The sequence below is a fragment of the Acidaminococcus massiliensis genome (assembly GCF_900095825.1).
GTDB lineage: Bacteria > Bacillota > Negativicutes > Acidaminococcales > Acidaminococcaceae > Acidaminococcus > Acidaminococcus massiliensis.
The window spans coordinates 2365750-2379570 of the sequence record NZ_LT608315.1 but is presented as its reverse complement, the minus strand read 5'-3'; the positions used below and the strand labels follow the sequence as shown (position 1 = coordinate 2379570).

At 52.9% G+C, this 13821-nt stretch carries 11 protein-coding genes; 10 read left to right on the top strand and 1 reads right to left on the bottom strand.

Translation table 11 applies throughout. From position 1 onward, the window contains the following. Positions 1-8: 8 nt before the first annotated feature. Positions 9-1178 carry an IS110 family RNA-guided transposase gene (locus BQ2657_RS11400; RefSeq protein ID WP_075580209.1) on the top strand — a complete coding sequence of 390 codons (1170 nt, stop codon included), beginning with the start codon at positions 9-11 and terminating at the stop codon, positions 1176-1178. A gap of 422 nt (positions 1179-1600) precedes the next feature. Here the strand turns inward: BQ2657_RS11400 and BQ2657_RS11395 are convergent, their stop codons facing one another. Further along, positions 1601-2572, bottom strand: a complete 972-nt coding sequence (locus BQ2657_RS11395; protein WP_075580714.1) for an RpnC/YadD family protein — start codon at positions 2570-2572, stop codon at positions 1601-1603. Between the two features lie 584 nt (positions 2573-3156). On the opposite strand from BQ2657_RS11395, the gene BQ2657_RS11390 reads away from it, so the two are divergent. The 9 genes from BQ2657_RS11390 to BQ2657_RS11350 all read left to right on the top strand — a co-directional run bounded on the left by BQ2657_RS11390 (position 3157) and on the right by BQ2657_RS11350 (position 13817). Further along, positions 3157-4410 (top strand): DEAD/DEAH box helicase, encoded by a 1254-nt coding sequence (locus BQ2657_RS11390; RefSeq protein ID WP_075580713.1) that lies wholly within the window; start codon positions 3157-3159, stop codon positions 4408-4410. Positions 4411-4443: 33 nt separating this feature from the next. Beyond that, on the top strand, positions 4444-5910 hold the full coding sequence (gene gltX / locus BQ2657_RS11385) for a glutamate--tRNA ligase (protein ID WP_075580712.1): 1467 nt from the start codon (positions 4444-4446) through the stop codon (positions 5908-5910). Between the two features lie 4 nt (positions 5911-5914). Continuing rightward, positions 5915-6814 (top strand): ROK family protein, encoded by a 900-nt coding sequence (locus BQ2657_RS11380; protein ID WP_075580711.1) that lies wholly within the window; start codon positions 5915-5917, stop codon positions 6812-6814. A 127-nt stretch (positions 6815-6941) separates the two neighbouring features. Then, entirely contained in the window at positions 6942-7379 is a 438-nt protein-coding gene (gene rplM, locus BQ2657_RS11375; protein ID WP_075580710.1) for a 50S ribosomal protein L13, read from the top strand. A 20-nt stretch (positions 7380-7399) separates the two neighbouring features. Then, a complete protein-coding gene (gene rpsI / locus BQ2657_RS11370) occupies positions 7400-7792 on the top strand; it encodes a 30S ribosomal protein S9 (RefSeq protein ID WP_075580709.1) in 393 nt (130 codons plus the stop codon). A gap of 193 nt (positions 7793-7985) precedes the next feature. Beyond that, positions 7986-8939 (top strand): UPF0236 family transposase-like protein, encoded by a 954-nt coding sequence (locus BQ2657_RS11365; protein WP_075580708.1) that lies wholly within the window; start codon positions 7986-7988, stop codon positions 8937-8939. A gap of 729 nt (positions 8940-9668) precedes the next feature. Continuing rightward, positions 9669-10838 (top strand): IS110 family RNA-guided transposase, encoded by a 1170-nt coding sequence (locus BQ2657_RS11360; protein ID WP_075580707.1) that lies wholly within the window; start codon positions 9669-9671, stop codon positions 10836-10838. A 315-nt stretch (positions 10839-11153) separates the two neighbouring features. Then, on the top strand, positions 11154-12668 hold the full coding sequence (locus BQ2657_RS11355) for a capsule assembly Wzi family protein (protein WP_075580706.1): 1515 nt from the start codon (positions 11154-11156) through the stop codon (positions 12666-12668). Positions 12669-12857: 189 nt separating this feature from the next. Further along, positions 12858-13817, top strand: coding sequence for an ABC transporter ATP-binding protein (locus BQ2657_RS11350; RefSeq protein ID WP_075580705.1), 960 nt, complete (start codon positions 12858-12860; stop codon positions 13815-13817). Positions 13818-13821: the final 4 nt, after the last annotated feature.

The following is a 13821-nucleotide window of genomic DNA, read 5'->3' as shown; positions in this document are numbered from 1 at the left end:
TGATTTTTATGCTTTGTGTCGGAATTGACGTTGCAAAGCGGAAACATGACTGCTGTATCATTGACTCGGATGCATTGAAAACAGTTGAATCTTTTACATTTCCCAATTCACGGGAAGGCTTTGACATGCTCCTTTCCAAGATTTCTGAACTGGGCATTCCAAAAGATAAAATAAGAGTAGGATTGGAAGCAACCGGTCACTATTCCTCGAATCTCGCCCATTTCATCTCAGAACATGACCTTCCACTGCTCACTTTCAATCCGCTTCTCACGAATAGATACAAGCAAGGATTCAGCCTGCGTAAGACCAAGACTGATAAAGTCGATGCCTGCGCTATTGCACAGATGATTGTGTCAGGGAAAGGTTCCCAAACCTACTCTTCTTCATTGTACCATAACGAGGAAATGAAATCACTCTCTCGTTACAGATCTCAAACCATGCAGAAGTGTTCCAAGCTAAAGATATCAGTTTCCCGTCTGGTTACGATTTTATTCCCAGAGCTGGAAGGGCTGACATCTTCCATCCATCTTGCTTCAATCTATGCGCTTCTAAAAGCCTATCCTGGCCATGAACAGATTGCTCATTGCAGCATGAAGCGGCTGACGCGCCTGTTAAGTGATGCCTCACAGGGGAGATTTGACAAAAGCAAGGCTTTGGAAATCCACCAGGCAGCATGCCGTTCTATCGGTAAAGTCTCGCTTTCGGCTTCTATGGAACTCGTCCATACCATTACGGATATTGAAGTGTTGAAGCAGCATATCGTTGAAATCGATGAGAAGCTTAAGGAAATGGTGGACCAGGAAGAATCTTCGATTATTGACATACCAGGGATCGGTTATACCCTTTGTGCCAGCATTCTGGGCGAAGTTGGTGATTTCAAGCGTTTTCCGGATGTCGACAAGCTCCTGGCTTACGCAGGGATGTCACCTTCCAAACATGACTCTGGAGACTACCATTCGAAGCATAACAAGATGGAAAAAAGAGGATCCCCCTATCTGCGAAAGACACTGTACCTTGCCGCCCGCCTGGTTGCACAGAACGTACCGAGATTCAAAGAATACCTTGAAAAGAAACTGTCAGAACACAAGCCTTACAAAATCGCTTTGTCCCATGTAGCCAAGAAACTGATCCGATTGATTTACCGGCTGGGTATTAGTGGCTGCCCTTATTTAGCCTGATCTTTTTAAGCCCACAAGAGGGGGCTTGGGTAAGTGCGCCCTTTTGCCAAGATCCATAGCAACTGAAATTTATTTTAAAATTGGCTTGACTTTATATAGTTGGTCTACACCGTTGCAATCGAACGTCCGATCTAACGGTCATAGAAACGGAATCTTCGACAACCCGATTTCTATGATTTTCCGTTGCATCTCTGACCCCAACGTGGTAGGGGCTACCCGCAGGGGAGCCCGTCCCGGCCGTCCAGAGGGTTTTGAGACGTCAAAAAGAATTCAGACACGGCCCTGCCGGGCCTTGAGACGTCGGACGTCAGCTTTTGTTCGGTTAAGCAGCAGGTCCGTCCTGCTTATCGCCAACAAGCTGACGTCTGACATCTGAAAGGCCCGAAAGGGCCGGTCTGAATTCTTATTAAGGGCTATCCTACTTACAGCACCCCATGCAATTTCCCCAGCTTCTGGATCTGATCCAGGGAGTAATGGGTGATCCGGGAAATGGTCGCCATGGGGACCTTTTCTTTCAGCATGGCAATAATGTTGGCTTCCCGTTCTTCCAAGCGGCCTTTTTCAAGGCCTTGTTCTATCCCCTTTTCCAAGTTCTTTCTCGCAATGGCGTGTCCGATACCGCACATGGTTTCCGCCTCCCTTTTCATCTCAATGGTCATGGGAATATCATATTCCCGTTCCAGGATCTCTTTCTTTACATCAGGGTCCATTTCTGTGGACAAAAGGACACTGAGCAGGTGGATGATGTCCTCCTGCCGATGGTCCGGCTGTCCTAGGCAAATCAGCATCATGGACACCATATCATAATCCATTTTATCATATTTGGCATTCCCCACCAAATTTTCTTCTTTCATATGGAAGGCAGTCAGTGTGTTCTGCTTGGATTTCGGTGGGTCCAGGCAGACCCAGAGAGAATAGACTTTCTGGAGTTTCTGGTAGTCAGAATTCTGGAAGACAATCCCTTTTTGCCGGGAAAGCAGCCTTCCACAGTAATAGAAGGCCCGCTTCAGCAGGGGATAGCCCGGGTCCCAGTCATTCTGACTTTCCACGTTGATGAAAATCTGCCGAGAATCCCTGCCATTGGGAGTACGTGCCGAAAACAGGATGTCAAAATTCACATTCCCTTCCGTGATGCTTTTGTCCGCCGTGTTTTCGCCTCTGATGCGTCCGGGATTCAAAGCATCCTGATCCACAGGAGCAGAGCAGATTTCCGGCGTCCCTTCCAGACAGGGAAGCAGTTCGGGAATGGAACAGTGCTCATATTCCGGGAGACAGCCCTGGAGGATATGGGCCAAAACGATTTTGTTGGCCAGGAGCCGGCAGCAGGCAGCATCCAAGGCTTGTTCTTCCTGCCACGTGTCCAGATCCTGGGCAACAGTGGTAGAGATTTTCATGGAATCACCATCTTTCTATAAAATTTGCAAGGGTCCAATGGTGATACCATTCGTCAAGAAACAAGAACTTCCTTCCTGGGTGGAAAAATACCGTCATTAAGTGGAAAAAAGTGTTGTAAGAGAGAAACAAGAATTCAGAAACGGCCCTGACGGGCCTTGAGACGTCAGGCGTCAGCTCTGTACGGCTTAGTAGCAGGTCCGTCCTGCTCATCGCCAAAAAGCTGATGTCTGACTTCTTGACTATGAAAAACAGGCGGCCGGGAAGGGCGGGCCTTTGNCCCTTTTGCCAAGATCCATAGCAACTGAAATTTATTTTAAAATTGGCTTGACTTTATATAGTTGGTCTACACCGTTGCAATCGAACGTCCGATCTAACGGTCATAGAAACGGAATCTTCGACAACCCGATTTCTATGATTTTCCGTTGCATCTCTGACTCCAACGTGGTAGGGGCTACCCGCAGGGGAGCCCGTCCCGGCCGTCCAGAGGGCTTTGTCTGACTTCTTTGATCCTCATTTCCTTCCCTTCCTCCGTTTTTTACGCTATAATAAAGGGTACGATTGAAAAATGAGAGGAGATGATCCCATGGCGGCAGGCTTTGCCCAGCTGAAAGTGAATGATGCAATGGTGGACAAACTCCACCGGACTGGAAAAGATATCCCGACGCCTGTGCAGGAGCGTGCTATCCCGGCTCTTTTGAACGGGCGGGACGTGATCGCCCGTGCCCAGACAGGGGTGGGGAAGACCCTGTCCTTTGTGATCCCCCTGTTCGATAAAGTAGACCCGAAAAAAGAATTCGTCCAGGCCCTGATCCTTTCCCCTACCCGGGAACTGGCCCAGCAGACGGCTGGCGAGATCCGGAAACTGGACGGGGATACTGGAATCTATACCCTGACGGTGAGCGGCGGACGGGATTTCGAAGAAGAGAAACGGAAAATCGGCCACAAGGCCCAGGTGCTGGTGGGAACTCCGGGACGGCTGCTGGACCACCTGCGGAAAGGCAACACCAGCCTGGGCGGGGTGAAATACCTGGTACTGGACGAAGTGGACGAGATGCTTCGCCAGGGCTTCGGAGAGGATATCGAGACTCTCTTGGGACTGATGCCCCAGGTCCATCAGACCATGGTCTGTTCCGCCACCCTGGATGAGGAAGTCCGGAAGCTGAGCCGGAAACTCACCACCAATCCTATGGTCATCGACATCGCTCCCCAGGAAGCCACCGCTTCCACCATCCACCAGATCTGCATCAAGGTCAGCGAAGAGCACAAGAAGGAGGCCCTGGCATCCCTGATCCGCCGGTACAATCCCTTCCTGATGCTGGTGTTCTGCTGCAGCAAGGAGCGGGCCGTGGAACTGTCCGACTGGCTCTATGGCGAAGGCTTCAATGTGGATGTGCTCCATGGGGATATGTCCCAGACCAAGCGGCGCCAGGTGATGGAAAACTTCCGGAAGGCCAAGCTCCAGATTTTGGTGGCCAGCGATATCGCCGCCCGGGGCCTGGATGTGGAAGGCATCACCCAGGTGGTGAATTACGATATCCCCCACGATCCTGACTGGTATGTACACCGGATCGGACGGACCGGACGGGCCGGCAGCGAAGGGACGGCCATCACCTTCTACACCGCCGATGAGACCCGGTGGCTCCAGAACCTGGAAAAGAAGCTGGCCATTACCCTGGAACGGCAGAACCTGGCAGGAGAAAAAGTCCGGCGGACGGTGAAGCCGGTGCGCCCCAAGAAGAAACGGGTGCCCAAACGGGGCAAGAGCGCTGTGGGTCCCAACAAACGGGGGACCAAATACGCGGAAGCGTCCCGGAAACAGAAAAAGAAAGAAAAATAAAGAAAAGCAAGTAAAAATGGAGAGGTGCTAACCATGAGTGAAGTACGTGTACGTTTTGCCCCCAGTCCTACGGGGTATCTGCATATCGGCGGGGCCCGGACGGCTCTGTTCAACTGGCTGTTTGCCCGGAGCCAGGGCGGGAAGATGATCCTGCGGATCGAAGATACGGACCGGGACCGGCTGAAGGAAGATTCCGTCTCCCAGATCATCACCAGCCTGAAATGGCTGGGCCTGGATTGGGATGAAGGCCCGGAAGTAGGGGGGGAACATGGTCCTTATTACCAGTTTGAACGGCTGGATCTGTACCGGAAGTACTGCCAGCAGCTGGTGGACGAGGGCAAGGCCTACTACTGCTTCTGCTCCGCTGCCGATCTGGAAGCCCAGCGGGAAGAACAGCGGAAGAAAAAGCAGCCTTTCCATTATGCCGGGGTCTGCCGGGCCCTGGATCCGGAAGAAGCCAAGAAGAGAGTGGCGGCCGGGGAACCCCATTCTGTCCGGATCAAGCTGCCTCAGGAAGGATCCATTACCGTCCATGATATGATCCATGGAGATGTGACCTTCAACTGGGACCAGTTCGATGATTTCGTCATCATGAAATCCAACGGGATCCCCACCTACAACTTTGCCGTGGTGGTGGACGACCATCTTATGGGCATGACCCATGTGCTGCGGGCGGAAGAACACCTGACCAACACGCCTAAACAGCTGGTGATCTACGATGCCCTGGGCTGGAAGGCACCGGAATTCGGCCATATGCCCATGATCCTGGCACCGGACCGGAGCAAACTGAGCAAACGCCACGGGGCCACTTCTGTGGAAGAGTTCCGTGACAAGGGCTATCTCCACGAAGCCATCATCAACTACCTGACCCTGTTGGGCTGGGCTCCCGGCAACGACCAGGAGATCTTCTCCCTGGAAGATACGGTGAAAGCTTTCGACTTCAGCAAGATGTCCAAGAAGGCTGCTATCTATGATGTGAAGAAACTCACCTGGCTCAACGGCCAGTACCTTTCCAGCCTGCCCCTGCGGGAAATCGCCGATGCAGCGGTACCCTTCTTCAAGGCAGCCGGGCTCATCGACGATGATTATCTGCCCGCTCATCAAGCCTACTTCGACCATCTGGTGGACGTGGTCCGGGTGCGGGTGAAGACCCTGGTGGAACTGGCGGAAGGTTCCCGCTATTTCTTTGAGGACGTGGACAGCTATGATCCCAAAGGTGTGGCCAAATCCTTCAAGCCGGAAGCTGCGGATCTGCTCCAGAAGGCCCATGATGCCCTGGCTGCCCTGCCGGTATTCGACCTGGCGACCACGGAAGCCTGCTACAACAAGCTGGCGGAAGAACTGGGGCTCTCTCTGGGCAAAGTGATCCATCCCACCCGTCTGGCTCTTACGGGCCGGACCTTCAGCCCGGGCATGTTCGATGTGATGGTGCTGCTGGGCCGGGAAAAGACCCTGGAACGGCTGGAAAAGGCCATCACCTTCATCCAAGCACAGGGCTGAAACCATGGATAAATACATCTGCCTGGATATCGGTGGCACCGCCATCAAATACGGCCTGGCAGACAGCAGAGGGAGACTGTTCAACAAGGACAGCCTCCCCAATTGCATCGCCAAGGACGGGGTGGATGCCTTCCTGGACCAGGTGATGGGGCTGATCGGCTCCTACCAGAAGTATTTCAAAGTCCAGGGGGCGGCCATTTCCATGGCGGGGATGATCAATCCCCAGACCGGGGAAGTGATCCACGCTGCACCTCATTTTCCGGGGCTCACCGGGGTCAATCTGGTGCAGCTGGTTTCCCGCCGGCTGCAGCTGCCCTGCTGGGTGGAAAATGATGTGAATGCGGCTGCTCTGGGAGAATACTGGCTGGGGAACGGACGGGGAGCGAAAAGCCTGTTCTGCATCACCATCGGCACCGGCATCGGCGGCGCTTTCGTATGGGACGGCAGGCTGTGGCCCGGCCACTGTTTCACCGCTGGAGAGGCGGGCCAGGCCAAACTGGGGAGCCGGATCCCCTGGGAAGAAGGCGCCTCGGTGACCGCCTTGATCCGGAAAGCGGCCCGGCTGAAAGGGGTGGAACCGGAAACCCTGAACGGGAAGCTGCTCTGCGAAATGGTCCGCCACGGGGATAAACCGCTCCACCGGCTGCTCCGGGAGACCGTCCATCAATGGGCCACGGGCATTGCGGCGATCTGTTACCTGCTGAATCCCCAGTGGGTGATCCTGGGAGGAGGCATCATGGCCCAGGAAGACCTGTTGGAACCGATGCTCCGGGACAGCCTGAAGAAGGAATTGCTGCCTGTGGTCCTGGAGGGAACCACCGTAGCTTTCGCTGGTCTGGGGAACGATGCAGGGCTGATCGGAGCCCTGTATAACTTCCTGGCCAGAGAAAAGAAAAAAAGTTGACAATACCTGTAATATACTGTACAATATTACGGTATCACTTTGAGTATGCGCCGTTAGCCCCGGCCCGTACCCAAAGACTCATCACTGGATACAGTTCAAGTTTGAGTTTGTATTAGGAGGAATAAGGATGAAAACATACATGGCCACCCCGGCTACCATTGAACGCAAATGGTATGTAGTGGATGCCGCTGACAAGACTCTGGGCCGCCTGGCTGCAGAAGTTGCCAAAGTGCTCCGCGGTAAAAATAAACCGACTTTTACCCCGCATATGGATACCGGTGATCACGTGATCATCATCAATGCTGCTCAGGTGAAACTGACCGGCAAGAAACTGGTCCAGAAGATTTACTTCCGTCATTCCGGGTATCTGGGCGGCGATAAATACACCAAAGCAGGGGATATGCTGAAGAACGACCCTGTAAGAATGGTTGAACTGGCTGTCCGTGGGATGGTTCCCCATAACCGTCTGGGCAATCAGATCATCAAGAAACTGCATGTATACGCTGGTTCTGAACATCCTCATGCTGCACAAAAGCCTGAAGTTCTGACCATCGATATTCGCTAAGAGGAGAGGAGAACTAGAAAATGGCAAAAGTTACGTATGATGCAACTGGCAGCCGCAAAAGCTCTGTTGCCCGTGTTCGCCTTGTTCCGGGCGAAGGCAAGATCGTAGTGAACGGCCGTGAACTGGGTCAGTATTTCGGCCTGAAGACCCTGGAACTGGTAGTCCGTCAACCGCTGGATACTACCGAAACCTTGGGCAAATATGATGTCATTGCCAATGTTGTTGGCGGTGGGATTTCCGGCCAGGCTGGTGCAATCCGTCATGGTATTGCCCGTGCCCTGCTGAAAGTGGATGCTGATTTCCGTCCTCTGCTGAAGAAAGCTGGTCTCCTGACCCGCGATCCTCGGGAAAAGGAACGCCGCAAATACGGCCTGAAAAAAGCAAGAAAGGCTTCCCAGTTCTCCAAGAGATAATTACCCATTTTGGGGACTGGAAAGTACAAAAAGCGTGCTGCGATTTTCGCGGCACGCTTTTTTTTGTGGAGTCATTACCATACCTTAGTGTAAAATAGTTCTCGGTGAAATGAATAATCCCTTATAAACTTGCAAAAAGGAAGACCTATAGTATTAGTTACCACACCACTACAGATAGGAGAGAAGGTCTTCCATGGATTTCATTGTATCAGAATCCATCAACTTAATGAAGGGGTGTTCCAACGGGTTGGCACTGGAAAAGGAGGTCTGGCGGCGGGGAATCGAGCTCCAGTCCCAGGCCTTCGCCCGGGCTCTGGAGATTTACGATGCTGAGATGGCCAGGCAGTATGCGGGAAAACAGGAAGTACTGCGGATCGACCAGCGTACTGTGCTTTGCATGTTCGGGACGGTCACATTTTCCCGCCGTCTGGTCCGGCGCGAAGGCGGAAAGCCATTCTATCCTTTGGATAATATCCTGGGTCTGTCACCTTATCAACGGTATTCTCCGTTGCTCCTGTACTCAGTAACCAAAGTGGCAGCCGGCAGCGTCTATCGGGCTGCAGCTGAGGCAGTGAATACCCTGACTCCGCTGGATATCAGCCATCAGACAGTAGGCAGGATGGTCAGGACGGTGGGAGACAAGTACGCCCAGTACGAGGAATTCCAAGCCAACCCGGCCTTCTGCAGTGATGAACCATTGGAAAAACCAAAATACCTGTTCATCGAGGGAGACGGTGTCCTGATGAAAGGGCAGCTAAAGGGCAGCGTGGTTGACCGTTTCCATCACAAGGTCTGGCAACACGACCTGGAGGGTGTCCACTGCTGCCTGGACATGCTGGAAGGAGAAGCCAGCACTGCCGAAGAGGAAGAGGACGTCAGGAAACTGCGGGCTTATTTGGAACGTAACTGGGAATGGCTGACTCCTTTGCCGCTGAGGGAGGGACTGGAAGACTGTCGGGAAGGGCTGGGGACTTGTGAAAGCAACCATCGGACGTATACCTATCGGATGAAGAAACAGGGACGGCGCTGGAGCTATAGAGGCGGCCTGGCAATGGTCAAGGTGATCAGTGGCCTGAAGAACGCTGACCTGGAGCAGGCCCTGGCAGGAGATTTGTGCGTTATGCCGTTGAAAACCCGGAAAGAGTAGCGGAATGCGGTGAGAGAAGCGGTGAAAAAGCCGATATTCGTCCCTCACGTAGGTACCCATCAGTGTAGAATTGCCAATTACGGTCCCAGCAGCAGTCCCATGGGACAGTTGGCCGCAGCACTGAACTGGTAATAAGGACGGTCCCCCGCCCCTGCAGGGCGGACTTGGCCTCCGGCTATGCTGGTACTCTTTGCGGGTATACGTCGATACCCCGGGAGCCGGGAGGGCAGGCCCAGGAGGAGTCGGCGGGATAACATCGACAGTGGTCGCTTAACGGGTGGAGCACGCGGGCGAGATCATTTGGCTTCCTGGTCCGTAGCCGCAGCCTTTGACCGTCAGGGCAAGGCGATAGGCTGTGAGCCTCCCGCCAGGGACGAACGGGTCTGCCCTCCCAGCGGAAGGGTGAGGTGCAGGTCAGTACGGGTATAGGAGGACTTTTTCCCTCTGGGAGGCCGGGACGGGTTTGCCTGCGGCGACCCCCCTCGTATAATAGAGTTGTACCAGATATTCTCTTTTATAGTGAATTACGGTACGATTAGAATGGAGCTGTGGATCGGTTGCGAACCCCTACCGCTTGACGGTTTTCGTAGAGTCCGACCACAGACTTCATTCAATTTGTTAATGAGTTGGATACCGCTCGACGGTTCATATCTAGCGAGGATACATTATGATGAAGTCTCTGTGGCTTTGATGCACAGCTGCCAATTCAAAAAAAGGAGGTTGATTTTTATGCTTTGTATCGGAATTGACGTTGCAAAGCGGAAACATGACTGCTGTATCATTGACTCGGATGCATTGAAAACAGTTGAATCTTTTACATTTCCCAATTCACGGGAAGGCTTTGACATGCTCCTTTCCAAGATTTCTGAACTGGGCATTCCAAAAGATAAAATAAGAGTAGGATTGGAAGCAACCGGTCACTATTCCTCGAATCTCGCCCATTTCATCTCAGAACATGACCTTCCACTGCTCACTTTCAATCCGCTTCTCACGAATAGATACAAGCAAGGATTCAGCCTGCGTAAGACCAAGACTGATAAAGTCGATGCCTGCGCTATTGCACAGATGATTGTGTCAGGGAAAGGATCCCAAACCTACTCTTCTTCATTGTACCATAACGAGGAAATGAAATCACTCTCTCGTTACAGATCTCAAACCATGCAGAAGTGTTCCAAGCTAAAGATATCAGTTTCCCGTCTGGTTACGATTTTATTCCCAGAGCTGGAAGGGCTGACATCTTCCATCCATCTTGCTTCAATCTATGCGCTTCTAAAAGCCTATCCTGGCCATGAACAGATTGCTCATTGCAGCATGAAGCGGCTGACGCGCCTGTTAAGTGATGCCTCACAGGGGAGATTTGACAAAAGCAAGGCTTTGGAAATCCACCAGGCAGCATGCCGTTCTATCGGTAAAGTCTCGCTTTCGGCTTCTATGGAACTCGTCCATACCATTACGGATATTGAAGTGTTGAAGCAGCATATCGTTGAAATCGATGAGAAGCTTAAGGAAATGGTGGACCAGGAAGAATCTTCGATTATTGACATACCAGGGATCGGTTATACCCTTTGTGCCAGCATTCTGGGCGAAGTTGGTGATTTCAAGCGTTTTCCGGATGTCGACAAGCTCCTTGCTTACGCAGGGATGTCACCTTCCAAACATGACTCTGGAAACTACCATTCGAAGCATAACAAGATGGAAAAAAGAGGATCCCCCTATCTGCGAAAGACACTGTACCTTGCCGCCCGCCTGGTTGCACAGAACGTACCGAAATTCAAAGAATACCTTGAAAAGAAACTGTCAGAACACAAACCTTACAAAGTCGCTTTGTCCCATGTAGCCAAGAAACTGATCCGATTGATTTACCGGCTTGGTATTAGTGGCTGCCCTTATTTAGCTTGATTTTTTTAAGCCCACAAGAGGGGGCTTGGGTAGGTGCGCCCTTTTGCCAAGATCCATAGCAACTGAAATTTATTTTAAAATTGGCTTGACTTTATATAGTTGGTCTACGTCGTCGACCTCGAAGCAACGATAAAAAATTTTTGACCCTATTTCTGAATAACTATGCGGCAATGAAGGTTTCACCGAGAACTTGTTGACACATACTTACCATACAGAATTCTGTCACGACAGAAGCGGTTTATGGTATAATGGACTGACAAAATGGCCTGAACTTCCTGCTAGAATTCCATCAATCCCCAAGGAGGCTTTCCTGTTATGAATAAATCCTGTTTGCTGCTGCTGTCCCTATTTGCGGGGGCTTTTTCCTTTTCTGCGCCGGCTCGGGCCCAGGTATCGGCCAATGTCCCGGTGGACAGCCATTATTATGACAGTATCGACAAACTGTCCGGAATGGGGTATCTGGATTCCCTGCCCAATGGGGCGCGTCCCTACAGCCGGCAGCAGATGGCCCGATGGGTACTGGAAGCGGAAAGGAAGGCAGCGGAAAAGCCCCTGCCGGCCTATTTGGCTGACGACCTGGCTGCCTTGAAACAGCTGGTGGCACCGGAAGCAGCAGCCCTCCAGGGGGAAGGCAAGGGGCAAGATCCCTTCCGGCTGCGGAAATTGACTTTCGGTACCGGGTATCTCCACAGTGACCGGTTCACCTACCGGGACAGGCGGACGGCCAGCGAATGGGCACCCTTCGGAGAGCAACAGAACGGGCACAAAATCGGCCGGAACGGTGGACTGGGTGCCGAACTGGAAGCTTCCGGGAATCTGGGCAGCGAAGTGGCCTTGGGAATCCAGGGAAGGGCTGCCTGGGATAAAGACAATGAAGGGACGGCCAGCCTGGAAGAAGCCTATGTGAAGACCCGGACCGGAGCCTGGGCTTGGGAATTGGGCCGGGAAGCCCTGGTTTGGGGCCAGGGTGCTAGTGGGAACCTGCTCCTGGGAAATAATATGAAACCCCTGACCCTGATCCAGGCTCACCTGAACGAACCCATCCAAGCCGGAGGCTTTTTCCGGTTCCTGGGCCAGGTGGATTTCCACGCCTTCTATGGACGGCTGGATGGGGACCGGGCTGCGGATGCAGCGGGCTGGGGCCGGCAGGATTACAATCACCCGGGACTCCTGGGACTGCGATTGGATGTGACCCCTGCTCGATGGTTCACCCTGGGCCTTTCCCGGGTATCCCTCCTGGGAGGGGACGGCAATGGATTGGATTCCCACGACTGGGGCAAGTGGAGCTACGGACACAATGCGGACCATAAGGACAAATGGGATGACATTGCCGGTTTGGATTTCCGCTTCCGTCTGCCAGGGGTCCAATTCTATGGAGAAATGTACGGAGAGGACCAGGCCCATGGGCTGCCTTCGGATTGGGGATACCGGGGCGGGGTCTATTTCCCCCAACTGACGAAGGACGGTTCCTGGGACCTGCTCCTGGAAACCGCCTATACCAACCAGGATTGGTATACCCATGGGACGTACCAAGACGGTTGGACCTACAGCGGAGATATCCTGGGAGATGCCATGGGCAGCGATGCCCGGAAGTATTATGCCAGGGTGAACCATTATTTCCCCGGAGCGGACCGGCTGGGGCTCTATTACCAGCGGACGGAAAGAGAACGGGGGATGGATGGACCTGTGGTCCAGGAAGCGGGGCTGACGGGACGGAAGAAACTGAAAGAAAATCTCTACCTGAATGGGACCGTGGGGTATGCTGCGGTGAAGCAGGGAAGCAAGGATCACGCCCTGTTTGCCGGAGCAGAAGCAGAGTGGGAGTTTTAAAGGGAGCTGTCGACTTTTGACCGCTGCCTGCTGACGGAAGGTGCTGCAAGTTTTGTGCAGCACCTTATTTTTTTTTGTTGACATATACCCATATGGGGTATATAATACAACACGTAATAAGAAATACCCATACGGGGTAATGGTAATAATTCAACAAGAGCTATGCTCTTGATCTTGGGAGGGTTTGGTATGAGCGATTTGATTTTACAGGTCAAAGACCTGCAGAAAACATTCCATCTGAAAAGCGGTCATGTAGTCAAGGCAGTGAAAGGGATTTCATTCTCAGTGGAACGGGGAGAAATCTTCGGTTTCCTGGGACCCAACGGAGCCGGGAAGAGTACTTCCATCAGCATGCTGACCACCCAGCTGAAACCGGATGGAGGAGAGATCCTGCTGGATGGGGATTCGGTGCTGCAGGATCCCATCACCGCCCGGAGCAGGATCGGGGTCGTGGCCCAGCACAACAACTTGGACCGCTCTCTGACCGCCCGGGAAAATCTCTTGTTCCACGCTCGGTATTTTGGGATGGATCCGGTGGAAGCAGAAAAAAAGGCCGATGAATACCTGGAGAAATTCGGGCTGACCCAGTGGCAGGATGATTATGTCCGGGGCTTTTCCGGTGGGATGGCCCAGCGGCTGAAAATCGCTCGGGCTATGATGCACACCCCGGAAATCCTCTTCCTGGATGAGCCTACGACGGGGTTGGATCCCAATTACCGGGAAATCCTCTGGGAGAATATGCTGGAGCTGAATCGGAAGGGGACCACCATTTTCCTCACCACTCACTATATGGAAGAACCAGAACGGTTCTGCCACAATATCGCCATTGTGAACCAAGGCGAACTGAAGGCCATGGGTACGGCGGACCAGCTGAAAGCCATGATCCCCTCCAGGAACATCCTGTCCCTGAAGCTGGACAAGGTGGATGACCGGCTGGTGGATGCTGCCGCCAAACTGCCGGGAGTGGCCAGTGCCAAGGTCCAGAACGGCGTGCTGCAGCTGTATCTGGAAGGCAAACCGGATTTTGACGGGGTGATCCGCTGGACGGAAGACAAGCAGCGGACCCTCCAGAACATTTCTCTTTCCACCCGGACCTTGGACGATGTATTTGTCTATCTGACCGGAAAAGCCATGAACAGTGCCAATTGAAGAG